Origin of the sequence: Microcoleus sp. B4-D4 (assembly GCF_036705185.1) — a bacterium.
In the GTDB taxonomy this organism is placed as follows: Bacteria; Cyanobacteriota; Cyanobacteriia; order Cyanobacteriales; family Microcoleaceae; genus Microcoleus.
Genome location: NZ_JAUBTX010000036.1, coordinates 34,346 through 51,351, shown reverse-complemented (window position 1 = coordinate 51,351; position 17,006 = coordinate 34,346). Strand labels below are relative to the sequence as shown.

The 17,006-nt window shown below is 46.5% G+C and carries 15 protein-coding genes; 11 read left to right on the top strand and 4 right to left on the bottom strand.

Going from position 1 to position 17,006, the window contains the following annotated elements:
• Positions 1 to 5 precede the first annotated feature (5 nt).
• On the bottom strand, positions 6 to 677 hold the full coding sequence (locus tag QUB13_RS22440; protein ID WP_194011787.1) for a hypothetical protein: 672 nt from the start codon (positions 675 to 677) through the stop codon (positions 6 to 8).
• Between the two features lie 371 nt (positions 678 to 1,048).
• Here QUB13_RS22440 and QUB13_RS22435 point away from each other — a divergent pair, with 371 nt between their 5' ends.
• Complete coding sequence (locus QUB13_RS22435) at positions 1,049 to 1,960, top strand: OmpA family protein (RefSeq protein WP_333118662.1); 912 nt, start codon at positions 1,049 to 1,051, stop codon at positions 1,958 to 1,960.
• A gap of 374 nt (positions 1,961 to 2,334) precedes the next feature.
• Here QUB13_RS22435 and QUB13_RS22430 read toward each other — a convergent pair whose 3' ends face one another.
• Positions 2,335 to 3,441 (bottom strand): AI-2E family transporter, encoded by a 1,107-nt coding sequence (locus QUB13_RS22430; RefSeq protein ID WP_333384956.1) that lies wholly within the window; start codon positions 3,439 to 3,441, stop codon positions 2,335 to 2,337.
• A 140-nt stretch (positions 3,442 to 3,581) separates the two neighbouring features.
• On the opposite strand from QUB13_RS22430, the gene QUB13_RS22425 reads away from it, so the two are divergent.
• Positions 3,582 to 4,538 (top strand): alpha/beta fold hydrolase, encoded by a 957-nt coding sequence (locus QUB13_RS22425; RefSeq protein WP_333385020.1) that lies wholly within the window; start codon positions 3,582 to 3,584, stop codon positions 4,536 to 4,538.
• A 55-nt stretch (positions 4,539 to 4,593) separates the two neighbouring features.
• On the opposite strand, the gene cysS is transcribed toward QUB13_RS22425, so the two are convergent.
• On the bottom strand, positions 4,594 to 6,180 hold the full coding sequence (gene cysS / locus QUB13_RS22420; protein ID WP_333384953.1) for a cysteine--tRNA ligase: 1,587 nt from the start codon (positions 6,178 to 6,180) through the stop codon (positions 4,594 to 4,596).
• 71 nt (positions 6,181 to 6,251) lie between these two features.
• Positions 6,252 to 6,827 carry a Uma2 family endonuclease gene (locus QUB13_RS22415; RefSeq protein ID WP_333384950.1) on the bottom strand — a complete coding sequence of 192 codons (576 nt, stop codon included), beginning with the start codon at positions 6,825 to 6,827 and terminating at the stop codon, positions 6,252 to 6,254.
• 131 nt (positions 6,828 to 6,958) lie between these two features.
• On the opposite strand from QUB13_RS22415, the gene QUB13_RS22410 reads away from it, so the two are divergent.
• From QUB13_RS22410 to QUB13_RS22370, 9 genes are all read left to right on the top strand, one after another.
• The gene (locus tag QUB13_RS22410; protein WP_333384947.1) at positions 6,959 to 7,249 is read left to right on the top strand and encodes a type II toxin-antitoxin system Phd/YefM family antitoxin; all 291 of its coding nucleotides are present in this window, start codon (positions 6,959 to 6,961) and stop codon (positions 7,247 to 7,249) included.
• A gap of 764 nt (positions 7,250 to 8,013) precedes the next feature.
• Positions 8,014 to 9,456: a DUF4912 domain-containing protein gene (locus QUB13_RS22405; protein ID WP_333384944.1), complete on the top strand. Its 1,443-nt coding sequence runs from the start codon at positions 8,014 to 8,016 to the stop codon at positions 9,454 to 9,456.
• A 547-nt stretch (positions 9,457 to 10,003) separates the two neighbouring features.
• Entirely contained in the window at positions 10,004 to 11,320 is a 1,317-nt protein-coding gene (locus QUB13_RS22400; RefSeq protein WP_333384941.1) for an ABC transporter substrate-binding protein, read from the top strand.
• A gap of 283 nt (positions 11,321 to 11,603) precedes the next feature.
• Entirely contained in the window at positions 11,604 to 12,497 is an 894-nt protein-coding gene (locus QUB13_RS22395) for a carbohydrate ABC transporter permease (RefSeq protein ID WP_333385017.1), read from the top strand.
• A 98-nt stretch (positions 12,498 to 12,595) separates the two neighbouring features.
• Positions 12,596 to 13,459 (top strand): carbohydrate ABC transporter permease, encoded by an 864-nt coding sequence (locus tag QUB13_RS22390; RefSeq protein ID WP_333384938.1) that lies wholly within the window; start codon positions 12,596 to 12,598, stop codon positions 13,457 to 13,459.
• A 398-nt stretch (positions 13,460 to 13,857) separates the two neighbouring features.
• A complete protein-coding gene (locus tag QUB13_RS22385) occupies positions 13,858 to 14,940 on the top strand; it encodes an ABC transporter ATP-binding protein (protein WP_333384935.1) in 1,083 nt (360 codons plus the stop codon).
• A gap of 379 nt (positions 14,941 to 15,319) precedes the next feature.
• Positions 15,320 to 15,667 carry a hypothetical protein gene (locus QUB13_RS22380; RefSeq protein WP_333384932.1) on the top strand — a complete coding sequence of 116 codons (348 nt, stop codon included), beginning with the start codon at positions 15,320 to 15,322 and terminating at the stop codon, positions 15,665 to 15,667.
• 419 nt (positions 15,668 to 16,086) lie between these two features.
• Positions 16,087 to 16,311: a DUF3574 domain-containing protein gene (locus QUB13_RS22375; RefSeq protein ID WP_333385014.1), complete on the top strand. Its 225-nt coding sequence runs from the start codon at positions 16,087 to 16,089 to the stop codon at positions 16,309 to 16,311.
• Positions 16,312 to 16,474: 163 nt separating this feature from the next.
• Positions 16,475 to 16,690 (top strand): hypothetical protein, encoded by a 216-nt coding sequence (locus tag QUB13_RS22370; protein WP_194008835.1) that lies wholly within the window; start codon positions 16,475 to 16,477, stop codon positions 16,688 to 16,690.
• The last annotated feature ends 316 nt before the right edge of the window (positions 16,691 to 17,006 follow it).

The window sequence follows — 17,006 nt, the reverse complement described above, 5'->3', positions numbered from 1 at the left end:
AGTATCTAAAAACGAGTTTTAGGTTCGATCCAGTCGGCGCTGGCTTGAGTGCCGAAAACTAGGGGTTTGTCTTCGCTGACAGCTACTGTTTGACCGGTCATATCTACTGCACAAAGAGGCCAATGTCGATCGCCCAAATGACCGGCGCGGAACAGAACTTGTCCGGGGCAAACTTGACTCCAACCCAACAGTACAGCATGAGTGTAAAGACTGCGAGCGGGAGCAACAGTATAAGTGTAATTATCATTTTTATCCCAAATGACCGCGTAGTCGGACATATCGGAAGAGTTGAACAGCGCTTCAAATTCGCGGGCGAGAAGGCGGGAACCGTCTTGATTCCAAGCAACAGGTACTAAAATGGCGATCGTCCCGGACATATCGGTGTCATCGCTAGCATACATTCCGCTTTCCGCCAGCGGCGAAGCAGCCGCCACTGTTTGCAATTCCCCGGTTTTGAGATTTTCCACAAACATAACGCTGCTAACCCTACACTGGGCTAATTCCGGCTGTACTTGCAACTCAATTCGACTGTAAGCCGCGTATTGGCCGTTAGTTGAAACTAGGGAAGGGCTGCGATAGTAGCGGAGGCTGGTGCCGCCAGTAGAGCTCAGTTTGGCATGAGTGGCGTTAATCCATTCCCAAGGAATCGGATAGGCGCTATTTAAAGGGTCAGTCATCGTTTTTTTTCCAAAAATTATACAGCATTATCCAACAGAATTCAGGCTTACGCGCCGGGGTACTAGAAACCCGGTTTCTCGCAAGGATGCTGCGCCGCTAAACCCCAAATTAGGAGAAACCGGGTTTCTGTTTTAGGTGTTAGATTTGTCTTCCCATCTAAAATATACAATTTCCCATCGGTGCCGGGAAGTAGAAACCTGGTTTCTGGCAAGGATGCTGCGCCGCTAAACCCCAAGTTTGGAAGAACCGGGTTTCTTTTTGGGATAGTATAATTTTCGTCAAATCTCAAATCTAAAAATGGAAAATCTCAAATCTGATAGGTAAGATAGTATCGAAATTAACCTGGTACCTGCACCGAGAGGGAGGCAATATGACGCGATCTTTTAACCAAAAACCTTCAATCCCCCCGACTCGCGTTTCCAAGTCGCGGGGAAAAGGTTTGTTTTTGCTGTCGCTGATTTTTCGACTGCTGCTGCTGGGGGTAGGTAGCGGTTTTGCCTGGGTTTTGGGGATGACGATCGCCCAAATTTACCCTTCTAACAGCGTCCAGATGCCGATCGCCGAGAGATTGCTGCGCCTAACTCAAAATTTGACCCCCAGCCCGCAACGCGCACCAGCAAGGCAAATTCCGGCGCTTCCGGCACCAACCGCTACACCCAGTCCCCAGTCAAAAGTCAATCCTGCCTTGAGAGAAAAATTGCAAGGAGATTTGAGACAGTTGCAGGGCGAACTCAACGCGCTGATTGGGCGCACGGCGGCTTTGGAGAGTCAGTTGGGTAGCAGCCGCCCGACGGAAACTTTGGAAAAGCGGTTGCAGTTGATGTCGCGGGAATTGGCTGCGCCGGAAGCGGCGGCTGGCCCTACTCCTGTTTTACCCGCAAGCAGCAGCCAGAGTCTGAACCCTAAAACTGTTAATAATTCGGTGTTTGGAAGGGATGGGCTGATGGTAACTCTGCCCAGCGATGTTTTGTTTGACACTGGCAGTATTTCTTTGCGCGCGGGCACGAGTGCGATTTTGGACAATTTGGTGGCGGATTTAGGCAGTTACCAGGGTGCAACGGTGCGGGTAGCCGGCCACACTGACGACGGGGGGGAAGTGGTGGAAAATCGCAATGTGTCGTTGGCGCGGGCTCAGGCTGTGGTGCAGTATTTGTCTGGCGCGATCGATCGCAATTATCATTGGGTGGCGATCGGCTACGGGGAAAGTCGCCCTTTGGTAGACAATAGTTCTGATATCAACCGGCAGCGCAACCGCCGCATTGAAGTGGCAATTAGTCCTTAGTTATTAGTTGTTGGTTGTTAGTTGTTGGTTGTTAGTTGTTGGTTGTTAGTTGTTGGTTGTTAGTTGTTGGTTGTTAGTTGTTAGTTGTTGGTTGTAGATACTGCACTGATTTATCAGTATTTGATTGATAGTTCAACCGCAGATTTAAGTGGTAGGGTGCGTCGCTATCAAAAATCCCTGAATTTGACAAACAATTCCCTAGCGACGCACCGGACAATAATTGAGGAAATAAACCCAATCTTTGGGTAAAAAAACTTGCGATCCTGAATGCTATAAGGTGCGGATATGTGAGACTTTCGATATTTCGTTAGGAATTTTTGAGGCGATGCACCTTACGAGTATGTTCCACGATCGAGCCATAACTTGCTGTCACGTCAAAGTGTTAGAGGCGGTAAGTCAGAATTATTTTTAGCCTGATTTATTGCCTCTCGATGTTCGCCTCTAAGCTTCGGTTTTAAATACAAGTTTTCCACCAAAGCCGCCACTCCCGCAAACCAAGGCGGCACAATTATTGCGCCGATAATTCCCAATACTTGCACGCCTCCGAGGACGGACAGCAATTGATACAAGGGATGCACGCCAACCGAGGAACCAACTAGCAAAGGATCGAGCACGTAAGTTTCTAAGTTTTGGACAATTACAAATAACAGCAATACCCACAAAAGTATCCAGCCACCTTTAGCTAATGCTACAATTAATGCTGGTACTGCACCCAAAACTGGGCCGATGAAGGGAATCAGGTTGGTAACGCCTGCGATCGCGCCCAAGCCTAAAGCAAATTCCGGCATTCCCAAAATGCTCAAACCTGTGGTAATAAATATTCCTAAAATTCCCGAAACTAACACCCGCCCCCGAATGTAACTCCCCATTCTTTGACCGATGGGAGTTGCTTGGGCGGCTAATTTTTCATCCCAAGGTTTCGGGAAAAACTGCACTAAACTTTTAATTAACGTGTCGCTATCGGCAACCATGTAACCTGAAATAAATAATGCCAAAACTAAGCTGAAAACACCTCCTAAAATGCCTCTAGTTAAACTGTACGATCGCAAAATTAGTTGTTGGCTAGATCGAATCAGCCAATTCGTCAGCGATTGAGTGTCCACAAACTGACCAACCAAGGTTGGGGCATCGTCGGTTAAGCGACTCAATAGATTAGTTGCTAAGGTTTTCAGGCTTTCAGCGTAAACTGGTAACAGTCGCACGAGTAACTGGATTTGTTCGATGATTGTCGGGCCGATTAACACTACAGTCCCGCTGAATCCGCCGATCAGAGTTAGATAAGCCACAATCACCGCCAGCCAGCGGGGGAGGCGCATGGTTTCGGCCCAATTGACGATCGGGACGATCGAAGCGGCGAGCACGACTGATATCATCAGAATTACTAGCAGGCTGCGTAATTGCCACAGCAACACTAGCAGCAAGGACGATGCTACAATGAGCAGCAAGTTAGGTATGGAAATTGTAATCCGCTGTTCTGACATGATTGAGTAATAAATGTTTGTAGCTTATGCGATCGCCTAGGGCTGCTTGATTTATCTGCTGAGTTACCAAATATATTTCTGGTAAAACACGCCCCTACTCATATTATAATAAGAAAGTAACATCCATGCCAAAAACTTATATGCAGCCGCAATATTCAACCCCACAATTATCCGCCATTTCGTCTATAAAATCACCAACGCTGTTTTACGAATGGCAAAATTATCGCTGTGCTTATGATGTTTATAACCCAAATACTGCAACCGAAAATAGCATCCCTTTGTTATTGATTCATCCCATAGGAGTTGGATTGTCAAGAGTATTTTGGCAGAGATTTTGCGAAAATTGGTACAAATCGGGCAACACAAATCCGATTTACAATCCCGATCTTTTGGGATGCGGCGATTGCGAAATGCCTGCTGTGGCTTGCTATCCTGACGATTGGGCCGCACAGTTGCAGTTTTTCTTGGAAACTGTAGTCAAAAAACCTGCGATCGTACTCGTGCAAGGTGCTTTACTGTGTGTAGCCTTGGAATTAGCCAAAATCCAGCAGGAAAGCGGCTCAAATTTAATTCGCGGGTTAGTCCTCGCCGGGCCTCCAGCTTGGGCGGTGATGAACAAACATTCGACAGAGAGACAGCAAAGAATTGTCTGGAATTTGTTAGATTCTCCCTTGGGAAACGCTTTTTACCGCTACGCCAGACGCGCTGAATTCTTGCGATCTTTTTCTGCAAAACAATTGTTTGGCGATGCGGCAAAAGTTGACAGCGAATGGTTGGAGGCTTTGCAGGCTGGGGCGGCAAATCCTGACAGCCGCCACGCAGTTTTCTCGTTTTTGGCGGGGTTTTGGCGCCAGGATTACAGCAGTACGATTCAAAAGTGCGATCGGCCCGTACTCGTTGTCATGGGAGAAAAAGCCTCAAGCATCAGTCAATCGGGTAAAGAAGAAAAACCAGAGGAAAGACTAGCGCAATATTTGGCTAACTTTCCCAACGCAGAGGGTTTATTAATGCCGGGGCGCAACGTTTTACCCTACGAATCCACCCCAGAATTTGTCGGCGCGGTTGCCGAATTTGTGAACAAGTTAAAAAATAGCTAAAATCCACACACATCCGCGTTAATCCGCGTGCATCTGCGACTGCAAACTCTAAATTTCAACTCCGGTGCCAGATGGTTGTACCATCCTTTTGGTCGATCAGAGTAATGCCCCGATCCTTAAGTTCGTTGCGAATGCGATCGCCCTCAGCAAAATCCCTAGCTATCCGCGCATCTTTCCGCCGCTGAATCATCACCTCAATCTCCCCATCACTCAAACCGCCAACCGCATCATCGCTGTCAGCTTCCGGCTGAACTTCCAACCCCAAAACCCCCGCCAAACTCACCAAAGTTAGCCACTTTTGCTGCAACAATTCCGGCGAAGTGTCAGTTTTGCCTTGATGCACTAAAACATTACCTTCCTTGCCCAATTCCTTAGCCAATTCAAACAAAACAGTCAAAGCAGCCGGAGTATTGAAATCATTATCCATCGCGGCTTGAAACTGCTGCACAGCATTGGTATCTTGTCCGGTTTTCTCAACATCCCAACTCAGTTTATCGGCATATCGGAACCCAAAAAGCAAGCCTTCGGCGATCGTATTCCAGCCATTTCTAGCAGATGCGATCGCCTCTTCAGTAAAATCAATCTGACTGCGATACTGCGCCATCAACACAAACAGCCTCACCGCCATCGGTTCCACCGCTTTTGACTTCTCGCTTCCTTCATTCTTACTCCCCCCCTTACCAAGGGGGGGCTGGGGGGGGTGAGATTCATTCTTACTCCCCCCCTTACCAAGGGGGGGCTGGGGGGGGTTAGATTCCAAATCACCCGACCAATTCCCCTCCAACAAATCGCGAATTGTAATAAAATTGTGCAAAGACTTCGACATCTTTTTGCCATTGACAGTCACAAAAGCATTGTGCATCCAATAATTAGCCAGAGACTTACCAGTCGCGGCTTCAGATTGAGCAATTTCGTTTTCGTGGTGCGGAAAAATTAAATCGGAACCGCCGCAGTGAATATCAATAGTTTCGCCAAAACAATCGCGCACCATCGCCGAACATTCAATGTGCCATCCGGGGCGACCTTTTCCCCAAGATGAATCCCAAGCAGGTTCGCCTGGTTTGGCGCTTTTCCACAGGGCAAAATCTGATGAATCTTGCTTTTTTTGACCTTCTATTTCTGCGGTTTCCAATCTACCGCTAGCCCCGGCTTCCATTTCTTCCCACTTGCGACCGGAAAGCTTTCCGTAATCGGAAAACTTTTTAACGCTGTAGTAAACGTCGCCGCTGGAAGCATAGGCAAAGCCTTTGTTTTCTAACTCGTGAATCAGCCGTTTTATGCCGTCCATTGAGTGTGTGGCGCGGGGATATTCATCAGCCCTGAGAATATTTAGTTTGTCCATATCGGCAAAATATTCGTCGATGAAGCGTTCGGCTACGGCTTCCATTGTGGAATTTGTTTCTCGCGCACGGTTGAGAATTTTGTCATCAATATCTGTAAAATTCTGAACGTAGCGCACCGAGTATCCGCGCCACATCAGATATCGGCGCACCATATCCCAAACAATGTAAGCGCGGGCGTGGCCGACGTGGCAGTAATCGTATACCGTAACGCCGCAACAGTACATCCGCACCTTTGAGGGTTCGAGGGGTTCAAAAGGTGATTCGCGGCGGGTCAAGCTGTTGTAAAGCGTTAGGGGCATGGGATTTGAGATTTGGGATTGATGTACTGCTCTAATTTATTATATTGCGGTTGGTGAATCTTTCGGTGTCGCTACCAAACATCTGTTAAGTCTAAAACAAATCCCGGCAATACTTCTTCCCCGGATAAAGTGCTGGGATTATCTAATATTTCCACATCCTGATTTTGTCTGTATATCTCGACTTTCTTATTTTTGCGATCGATTAACCATCCCAAAATGGCTCCATTTACCATGTATTCGCGCATTTTTTCCCGCAATGGTTCCATGTTGTCAGATTTAGATCGCAATTCTACAACAAAGTCTGGACAAAGGGGAGCGAAACCTTCTTGTTGTTTGGGTGTGAGAGTTTGCCACCGTTCTAATTTAACCCAGGAAGCGTCTGGGGAGCGATCGGCACCATTGGGCAGTTTAAAACCGCTAGAAGAGTTAAATGCTACTCCCAGCTTGGTTTGGCGGTTCCACAGCCAGAGTTGTCCTTCAATATCTAGGTTTCGATTTCCTGTTTCGCTTCCTGTCGGGGGCATAACAATTAATTCTCCTTTAGCAGTTCTCTCTAGCCTTAAGTCACGGTTGACGGCAGCAATTTCCTGGAACTGTTCGTGAGTTACTTTGAAGGTTTGGGGAATGGTAATGGTGGTTTTGAGCATACTGTGCGTTCTCGCGATCGGCGATTACCTATTCTATTATGTCACAGTCTTTTTTTACTATCAAAATTTGATTGACAAACTCCGCAAATACCATATGACATTGAATTAGATGCTAATTTAATGTCATTATTATGATAAACCTTTCCAGAGACATACATTGTCTCACCGATTTCAAACGTAATACGACTGAGTTTGTGCAGCGCCTCAAGCAAACAAAACGTCCTTTAGTTCTAACTGTCAACGGGAAAGCAGAGTTAGTTGTTCAAGATGCCGAATCCTATCAGAAACTTTTAGATGCGGTTGAGTTATTGGAGACTTTAAAGGGAATTAAACTTGGTTTGGAACAAATGGATGGAGGCCAAGGGCAAAAAGTAGAAGATTTTTTAAATCAACTGTTTGATCAGCTAGACAATCCGCAATGAATCAGAAATATCAAGCTATACCATTTCTCTGAAGTCTTGCTACAACATAATTTTTGGGTTTGTTTATACTCGGCGGCTATGGCACTGGTGCAAGCTACTCGAAAAGTCGATTTTTATGCAAGGGATTGTGAATGGCGACGCACCCTACAGCTACAGCTACTCCCAGACTCATCAACAAACCCGTGAAGCGGGACTATCCCAAAGGAAATCGCCCCTTGGGAGCAAATTGTCATCAAATTCTGACATTTTCTTCAACACCGAGCCCCTAAACCTCCCATATATCAAGGTTCCCTGACATATTGATCCCCGAAATCACGAAAATGCGTATAAGTACCCATGATTGAGGCAAAAGACCCCTTGACCCGATCGCGAATTGTCTGCAACATTGAGTCATGACAAAGCGATCCCAAAGAAATGCTTCAATTAATAAGCAGCTATGGGAGTCAAATAGCGCGTGTGCTGGCAGCACAGCGTTGCTAGCAGCACCGATCGCACTCGCAAAATCGATCTTGTCAATCAAGAATCGACAGATAAAGCTTTATTGAGACCGGACGGTGCGCGCGGAAGCCAAAAAGTCACAAATCCCGATCGCAATTTGGGACAAGACAAGCTAAACACAAGCAAGGCTTCAAAGGTTGGAGAGATTAGGAAGCTCGATAAAACTTGCACTTATAAAGAGTTTCTAACTCAAAAAATCAACACATTATTCAAGTGTTGAAACAAAAAATCTAACCCGCAATCGCAAATTAGAGGAGAACAAACTCATGGCAAAAGAACGCCCACCATTAGAAGAGATGACTTTGCGACAACTCCGCAGAGTCGCTAGCGAATGTGGAGTATCTCGCTACAGCCGGATGCGGAAATCGCAACTCCTGGCATCAATTCAAGAAATTCAGCGCAACAAATTTTCATACAGTCCATCTCGCAAACTAGAGGCACAAGAAGCAGTGGAAGCAGCAAAGTTTGAACTCGGTCAAGAAGATAGAACAGGCGGTTCCTTGTCGTCTGTCGATGAAGGTTTAGCAGATTTGCCCAACGGCTACGGCGAAAGTCGGGTGGTGTTGATGCCGCGCGATCCAGAATGGGCTTACACCTACTGGGATATCTCGAACGATCGCAAACAAGAATTGCGCCGCCAAGGCGGACAGCAACTCGCCCTGCGGATCTACGACGTGACAGATGTTAACCTCGAAATCCAAAGCCCGCACAGCATTCAAGAATATCCCTGCGACGAACTGGCGCGGGAATGGTACGTACCGATCCCCGTTAGCGATCGCGATTATGCGATCGACATCGGCTACCGCTGTGCAGACGGTCGTTGGTTGATCTTAGCGCGATCGGCCGAAGTCCGCGTTCCCCCAATCTATCCCAGCGACTGGATAGAAGACCAATTCATCACCCTCGACTGGGAAGAAGACTTGTCCGGTAAAACCTTCGCCGAACTGGTTCCGCCTGCCAAAAAAATCGCACAAGCAAGCAACGGTAACAGTTTCAACAACACCCGTAACGGCATCTACCAAGAAATCTTCGGCATGGCAGAATCGGCAGAATCGATGCGCGTAGCTGGTTCCATGTTCGGTTCCATGCCGCACGTCGCCGGTTCGGTTCAGCAAGTAGGCATCCACGAACAAGCTTTGAGTTCCTACGTGTTCCCTTCCGGTGTCGGAATGTGGGCAGCCCCCGCCATGTCCGGGCTCACCATGTCCGGTGCGGGTATGTCCGGTGCAGGTATGTCCGGGCTCACCATGTCCGGTGCGGGTATGTCCGGTGTCGGTATGTCGGGACGCACCATGTCCGGTGTCGGTATGTCCGGGCTCACCATGTCCGGTGTCGGTATGTCCGGTGTCGGTATGTCCGGGCTCACCATGTCCGGTATGGGTATGTCCGGTGTCGGTATGTCGGGAGTTGGCTTCGCCGCCCCGATGCGCCCCCGCCAGTTCTGGTTAGTTGCTGACGCAGAACTGATCGTCTACGGTGCCACCGAACCCGACGCTACAGTTTACGTAGGCGGACAGCCGATCAAACTCAATGCTGACGGCACTTTCCGCTTCCAGATGTCTTTCCAAGACGGCTTAATCGACTATCCAATTTTTGCAGTAGCAGCAGACGGCGAACAAAACCGCGCCATCCACATGAAATTCAACCGCGAAACCCCAGAACGGCACACCAATACCAAGCAAGATGCTGTTGTGGAATGGTTGGGCTAACAGTAAAGGTCGATCGCGAGGCGGACAGGCGCGCAGGTTTGTGCCAATTTTTTAACCATCACAAGGCCTCCCCGCAGCCGATCGCGATTTGTTAGGGTTAATCCCAGACAACAACCCATAACACCCCCTATGCACCGTTCTCCTGTTTTGAGGAGCGGTGTTTTTTGTATCCGAAGGAAGAGGGAAGAAGGAAGAAGGAAGAGGGAAGAAGAATTATTTATTTTTAGGGTGCGTGAGCGCAAGAAATTTTTAAATCCAGACTCCCAGATTATTACTCACGCACCGGCCAAACGATTTAATCAAGTCAATGCCAAATGCCAGCGGAAACGATATTTGACAATACTCTCAATATCTGTCTGTAGATAGATGCTTACTTAACTCGCGATCGCACTCGTCCAATCCAAATTAGCACTCTTCACTCAACAATTATTAAGTAAGCTAAAGTTTACTTAAATTTTTATTACACAAACTCGCTAAATCCCGTGAAACATCAGAAAGCGGGTTAAGAGAGAAATAAGGCGATCGCACAGGAACTTCTCCCAAGCAAATGCAAAAAATAAATTTTACACCCCAGCGAAGGCAGAAGCGTCCCCGTCTTTTAGCCTTATGCACCGTCACATTCGCCGCCATCTTGCTGTTATTTATTCTGCCCGCACAGAGTCAGCAGCCAGTCACTCTCACCATGTTAATGCAAGGCCAAGACATTGCTAACTGGAAACCCTTTGTCAAAGAATTTGAACAGAAAAACCCCGATATTCGGATCGACCTCATAGAAGGGCCATTTGACACAAACCTCGTAGAAAATCTTTACACATCTGCCTTTCTGTTAGGCGACTCGCCCTACGATATCATCAACATGGATATTGTCTGGGTTCCCAAATTTGCCGCCGCAGGTTGGGTGATGGATTTGACAGACAGAATTTCCCCCCAACAACTGTCAAAATTCATTCAAGGTAACGTCGAAGGCGGGCGGTATCGGGGCAGACTTTACCGAATTCCCCACGCTTCCGATGCCGGAATGCTTTACTACCGCAAAGACATTTTAGAACAAGCGGGAATTCCAGCGCCAAAAACCTTTGAAGAGATGGTAAAAATCTCTGAAAACTTACAAAAAAAGGGAAAAGCAACTTGGGGTTATTTGTGGCAAGGTAAACAATACGAAGGAGTCTCTGCGATGTTTGTCGAAGTGCTCTCCGGTTTCGGCGGCTTCTGGGCTAACCCTCAAACTTTTGAAGTTGGGTTAGATAAACCGGAGGCAATTCAAGCAGTAGAATTTCTCAAAAATACGATCGCCTCTGGCATTTCTCCACCGGGTGTCACCACCTACGGCGAAGAAGAAACTCGGCTGTTGTTTCAAAACGGCAAAGCCCTGTTTTTGCGAAATTGGCCCTATGTTTGGAAGCTAGCAAATGCCGAGGGATCGAAGGTGAGAGGCAAAATTGCGATCGAGCCAATGCTCAGCAGTACGGGTAAAACAGGCGGTTCCTGCTTGGGCGGCTGGGGCTGGGGAATTGCCAAAACCTCAAAACATCCAGAACAAGCGTGGAAAGCAATTAAATACCTTACAAGCGAAGCAACCCAGCGCAAATTTATTTTAGAAACGGGTTTAATTCCTAGCTACAAATCCCTATTTATCAACAAAGAAATAGTCGCCAAATATCCCCACTACCCGCAACTGCTAAAAGTAGTGGAACAGCCAGTTTTACGCCCGCCCATAGCACAATACGCTCAAGCTTCTGATATTTTACAGCGCTACTTGAGTTCGGCTTTTACCGGAAGAATGACTGCAGAACAAGCAATGAAAGCAGCAGCTAGCGAAACTCGTAATTTATTAAGCAGTTTGAAACAATCGAAAGCTTCGTAAAACAAGGAACCTACCGAAGAGAATTCGCCGAAGAGAATTCGCCGAATACAACCAGAATGGAACCCGCCGAATGGAATTCGGGGCTATACAAACAATGTCCGCCTCTGCAGACTGGAAGAACCATGAACTGGGAAATGAGGAAGAAATTAGAGATTCATATCAATTCCGGTTGCACTCATACATGATGTCAACAGTCAACAGTCAACAATTAACAGTCAACAGTCAACAGTCAACAGTCAACAGTAAATTTACTATTCCGATACTAACGGATTTGATATCAAATATGCAATTAGACAAAATGCGACAGCGCGAACAAAAAACAGGATGGATATTAGTAGCACCAGCATTGATAATTCTGCTGCTAGTGTTTGCTTACCCAATATTGCGCGCTTTTTGGCTGAGTTTATTCACCCAAAACCTCGGTACAGAATTAAAACTGGTTTTTTCCGGTTTTGCTAACTACAGTCGAATGTTAGGCGACGGGCGTTTCTGGCAAACTTTAAGCAATACCGCAATATTTACAGTCGCCTCTGTTGTGCTGGAATTAATTATCGGCATGGGCATTGCCTTAGTCTTAAATCAATCTTTCAGAGGGCGCGCGATCGTGCGGACAATTTCCTTACTGCCTTGGGCGCTGCCGACTGCATTAATGGGTGTAGCTTGGGCGTGGATTTTTAATGACCAATACGGCGTAATTAATGATATTTTAATCCGCTTGGGATTGATTCAAAATAGTATTAGCTGGTTGGGAGATCCGACTTTGGCAATGATGGCAGTGATTACAGCGGATGTGTGGAAAACTACGCCATTTGTCAGCCTGCTTTTGTTAGCGGGATTGCAATCGATTCCCGGTGATTTGTATGAAGCACACGCCATTGACGGCGCGAGTAGTTGGCAGAGTTTTCGTCAAATTACCTTGCCGCTGCTGATGCCCCAAATTGTGATTGCTATGCTGTTTCGATTTGCCCAAGCTTTCGGCATTTTTGACTTGATTCAGGTGATGACGGGAGGGGGGCCGGCGGGGGCAACGGAGACGGTTTCTATCTACATTTACAGCACGGTAATGAGGTATTTAGACTTTGGCTACGGGGCGGCTTTGGTGGTGTGTACTTTTTTGCTGTTAGTGGCAGCAGTTGCGATCGCCGCTTATCTGTTATCTAGAGCCCGCATCAATTGATTTTAGATTTTAGATTTGAGATTTGAGATTTGAGGATTGTAGATTGTAAATTTTAGATTGCTGAACGGTTTGAATTTTTCCTTTCATTGGTATAAATTATGTCGATCGCCCGCCAACAGCCTCACAAAAAAACCTTTAACATCCGGCAATTAATCTTGCCAATCTCAGCGCTCTTAATTGTCGCATATTTCCTCGCACCCATTATCTGGCAGGTACTGACATCTTTCAAAATAAATGCAGATATTTCAGCCATTCCCAACGTCTACATACCCAAACAAATCACCTTCGAGCATTACATCTCCTTGTTCCAGCGCCGCCCGTTTGCACTTTACATTTTAAATAGCGCTTTTGTTTCCATTACTTCCACATTGCTGTGTTTAGCTGTAGGCGCGCCCGCAGCTTACGCTTTGGCTCGGTTGCGACTGTGGGGCGAGAGAATCATTTTGGCAATTGTAACAATTGTGACGCTATTTCCGGCGGTGCTGCTATTCTTGGGTTTGTTAGAAATAGTCAAAGCTTTGAGTTTAGGAAATAATTATTTAGCCTTAATTATTCCTTACACAGCTATCAACTTGCCCTTGACAATTTTGGTAATGCGGAGTTTCTTTCAACAACTGCCAAAAGATTTAGAAGATGCGGCAAAAGTTGACGGCTACAACACTTTTCAAATGCTGTGGCAAATCGTGCTACCGATGACATTTCCCGCCTTAGTCACAACCGGAATCTTGACATTTATTTCAGCTTGGAACGAATTTATATTTGCCCTGACATTTATAACTCGCGAATCCATGAAAACAATCCCCGTTGCTACCGCTCAACTCAGCGGGGTGTCAGTCTTTGAAATCCCTTACGGCCCGATCGCCGCCGCCACCGTTTTAGGAACCCTACCCTTAGTTTTGCTGGTTTTGGTGTTCCAGCAGCGCATTGTTCAAGGTTTAACAGCCGGAGCAGTCAAAGGATAGTCAGTTGTCAGTTGGCAGTTGGCAGTTGCCAGTTGGCAGTTGGCAGTTGGCAGTAGTCATTAGTCAGTTGGTAGGGGCGGTGGATGGTGCGTGCGGGCCCTCTTAGTTAGATTGAACTGGTTCCTAGGCTCTGCCTGGGAACCGATATCCAGAGGCTCTGCCTCGCTTTTCAAACACGAAAATTGGAGGCAGAGCCTCCGGATCTGCGTTACCAGGCAGAGCCTGGTAACGAGTAATTAGTCAGCAGTCAGTAGTCATTAGTCATTAGTCAACAGTCATTAGTTATTTGCTAGCAAGTCCCAATTCCCAATTCCCTGTTTTCCCGATGCCCAATTCCCAATTCCCAATTCCCAATTCCCAATTCCCAATTCCCAATTCCCAATTCCCAATTAAAAATCATGGCAAAACTGCAAGTAAAAAACCTCAATAAAACCTACAGCCCTAAAGTTGTACCGGTAAAAGATATTAGCTTAGAAGTCAGCGAAGGCGAATTTCTCACCTTGCTGGGGCCCTCCGGGTGTGGCAAATCTACCACGCTGCGGTTGATTGCAGGATTGGAACAGCCAACTCGCGGCGAGATTAGAATTGGCGATCGCAATGTGACATCTCTCAGACCGGGCGATCGGGATATTGCAATGGTGTTTCAAAGTTACGCGCTTTATCCGCACATGACAGTATACGAAAATATGGCATCCAGCCTCAAACTTCGCAAAATCTCCTCCGGCGAAATCAACCGGTTAGTGACGGAAGTTGCAACATCCCTCGGATTGACGGAATTAATCGATCGCAAACCCGGTAAATTATCAGGCGGACAGCGGCAGAGAGTAGCCCTAGGACGCGCCTTAGTGCGCCAACCCGAAGTATTTTTGCTCGACGAACCCTTGAGCAATCTCGACGCATTATTGCGGGAAAAAGTGAGGGCAGAACTCAAACAATTATTTGCATCACAAAAAGCTCCTGTAGTGTACGTAACTCACGACCAAACCGAAGCAATGACGCTTTCTACAAAAGTCGCAGTTCTCAACAGTGGTACTGTCCAGCAACTAGATCCCCCACACTTAATTTATAACCGTCCTGCCAATCAATTTGTCGCGGGTTTTGTGGGCAGTCCGCAAATGAATTTGTTTGAGCTTAAATGCCAGGGAAATTCGGCGATGTTGAGCGATTTTAAAGTTCCTTTGCCAAATTGGCCTAGTGTGCCGCCAGAGATTGTCTTGGGAATTCGCCCGGAACACGTCGGTTTTGCAGATGCAGAGGCCGGCAAGATAGCGGCCCCAGAGGCAATTAAAGGTGAGGTTTATTTAGTGGAAAACTTGGGAATGCAAAATTTGGTTAGCGTCCGAGTTAAGGGTGTGGAGTCGGTAACAGTGCGGCTTTTGGTGCCAAATGACCGCCAGTGGAACTCTGAAATTGTCGAGCTGGTTTTGCCGGCTCAGTTCCTGCACTGGTTTGATGTCAGAACGGGCGATCGGCTGCAATAAAAATCGCTCTTGTATAGCGCGATCGAGCTAAATTTGTCTAACTATGTGCTGAATTTTGGTTGTTCGGCTTCTAACTAACTTATGACTTTAGTAAGAGGTAGAAGCATTTTGATGCTGTTAACGTGATATTTGTGTTTGAAAAAGCTAGTTGACTCACACATGGGTTTGGTGTTGAAGAGATTTTATCGCTCACCTATAACTCTATTGATGTGGCTAATTGCAAGTAACATCATTTCCGGTCGATTGCGGTAAATCGAACGGACAGGATCTAAAAGCTAAGTTCGGCTTAAGCTGGCGTTAGCTGCGGATTTTGGAGCGAGTCAATTAGATGAAAAAATGTTGAAAATTATCGCCAATTAACTGACGGAGTATTACCGAGATGAATTTGATTTCTACAGCGATCGCTCGCATCAATTCCCTGCTGAAGGGCTTTCAAATCAAGAGTTTTTTGAGTGTTGTCTTAGTCGGTTTCATGCTGATGACAACGAATGTTGATGCGGGAAACAGCAACAAAGCTTATAACGCACAAGTCGGTTCAAATGGGGATCTCAACAATCCTGACAGACCTCAAACAACTCGGGAATGGAGACAAGAAGCTCGCGAAACTAAAAACGATCCGGGCGAGAGAGCTCAAAAGATCGGGCAAGAAGCAGGAGCTGCTGTGAAAGAATTTGGGGAAATGTACCAAGACACCGCTAAGAGAAGTATCCGCGAATTAAAGGATTAGGAATAGTTTTTTTGGTGGCAAGGGTCGAAAATCCCGTTCCTAATATAGTGCAAGATGTGCATTTAACCTCACATCTCGCACTATTTTTTTAGCTAAATTTAACTTTTAAATTATTTTAAACGATGTAAGATACAAACTTTATTGGTATTGACAGTTTTGGTGCGTGTATGTTTGCCAGTAGTTTAAGCAACGAAGCGTTAAAAATAATATATAAACAAACATCTTCACAGTCTTGGTTTGACTTGTCTGCTGTTAGTCCTGCCTGTGTTTCCGGCGACAATGGCCCGCGCTAAACTGCCCGAAAATTCCGATTATAACAGCAAACAAATTGCCTCAAAGATGAACAGTGTTTTGGTTTAACTAAACCGGGAGGCGAGATTGTTTAGGAATCAGAATAGCAGCAGTTTGTCAAGACAGCTATCACCCCTCATTTTCGGGAAGGACTAACTGTATTAGACGGCTCCGGGCAGCTTTTTAACAGTTCGGGAATTCTGATTCTAGAAAACTCAAAAATAGTAATTTTAATTTATGAAAATAGCCCAGATAAAACTAAATATATTAATGAAATAATCGACAGTTACAAGCGCAGTTTTCAGCAGGAGTCAGTGCTGCGGACAACCAGCGAAGTTAAGGTTTCTTTCTGATGCGATCGGGCAATTAGCGTATTTATGATATTATTTATGGTGAGCGAGGTCATACCCTCAAAGATCGGTAGGGTGCGGGTGCAAGAAAAATCAAAGTTTGTGGGTATCGATCGCACATTGCCTGCCATTCGCTAGAAAAACCAGCCCTGGAGAAAACAAAAATATGACGGACGACGGCAACCCCAAAGCACCAGCGCCCGAAAGCGATGATTCCAAAAATTTTGACGGCATTGCCAAAGCTTTTATTGTGAGCGTAGCTTGGTCTTACGCAGAGGCTTTGGAGCGAACTAAACGCTCGGAAAATCAACAGGAAGCAGCGCAACAATCTCAGACACAATCTGAAACAGAACAAGTCGATCGCGCTCCTGAACGCAATTAATGAAATAGCATTAATAGCAGAAGGACAAAATTCTCTGGTGGCGCTCCTGAACGCGACAGTCAGTTAGCTGTTCTGGGTTGAGAACGATCGACTTAGGACAGCGAGCTGTGCCTTTAAAGCCAGCTTTGTATTGGACTTTACCACAAAAAAACTGACAGCCCGTGATTCTTCAACAAGCTCAAGACAAGCTTTAATCTGGGATGAGAACCGCGTTGCAGGTTTGAATATCCACCTATAGCGGTTCTCAAAAAAGTGAGGTATGCCCACGGAGGCCTATGCCCACGGAGGCCCATGCCGCCTAGTACCTCCTATGAGA

Excerpts from the sequence above, each read along its gene's own strand:
- QUB13_RS22440 (WP_194011787.1), bottom strand. The coding sequence starts at position 677 with ATGACTGACCCTTTAAATAGCGCCTATCCGATTCCTTGGGAATGGATT.
- QUB13_RS22435 (WP_333118662.1), top strand. The coding sequence starts at position 1,049 with ATGACGCGATCTTTTAACCAAAAACCTTCAATCCCCCCGACTCGCGTT.
- QUB13_RS22430 (WP_333384956.1), bottom strand. The coding sequence starts at position 3,441 with ATGTCAGAACAGCGGATTACAATTTCCATACCTAACTTGCTGCTCATT.
- QUB13_RS22425 (WP_333385020.1), top strand. The coding sequence starts at position 3,582 with ATGCAGCCGCAATATTCAACCCCACAATTATCCGCCATTTCGTCTATA.
- cysS (WP_333384953.1), bottom strand. The coding sequence starts at position 6,180 with ATGCCCCTAACGCTTTACAACAGCTTGACCCGCCGCGAATCACCTTTT.
- QUB13_RS22415 (WP_333384950.1), bottom strand. The coding sequence starts at position 6,827 with ATGCTCAAAACCACCATTACCATTCCCCAAACCTTCAAAGTAACTCAC.
- QUB13_RS22410 (WP_333384947.1), top strand. The coding sequence starts at position 6,959 with ATGATAAACCTTTCCAGAGACATACATTGTCTCACCGATTTCAAACGT.
- QUB13_RS22405 (WP_333384944.1), top strand. The coding sequence starts at position 8,014 with ATGGCAAAAGAACGCCCACCATTAGAAGAGATGACTTTGCGACAACTC.
- QUB13_RS22400 (WP_333384941.1), top strand. The coding sequence starts at position 10,004 with ATGCAAAAAATAAATTTTACACCCCAGCGAAGGCAGAAGCGTCCCCGT.
- QUB13_RS22395 (WP_333385017.1), top strand. The coding sequence starts at position 11,604 with ATGCAATTAGACAAAATGCGACAGCGCGAACAAAAAACAGGATGGATA.
- QUB13_RS22390 (WP_333384938.1), top strand. The coding sequence starts at position 12,596 with ATGTCGATCGCCCGCCAACAGCCTCACAAAAAAACCTTTAACATCCGG.
- QUB13_RS22385 (WP_333384935.1), top strand. The coding sequence starts at position 13,858 with ATGGCAAAACTGCAAGTAAAAAACCTCAATAAAACCTACAGCCCTAAA.
- QUB13_RS22380 (WP_333384932.1), top strand. The coding sequence starts at position 15,320 with ATGAATTTGATTTCTACAGCGATCGCTCGCATCAATTCCCTGCTGAAG.
- QUB13_RS22370 (WP_194008835.1), top strand. The coding sequence starts at position 16,475 with ATGACGGACGACGGCAACCCCAAAGCACCAGCGCCCGAAAGCGATGAT.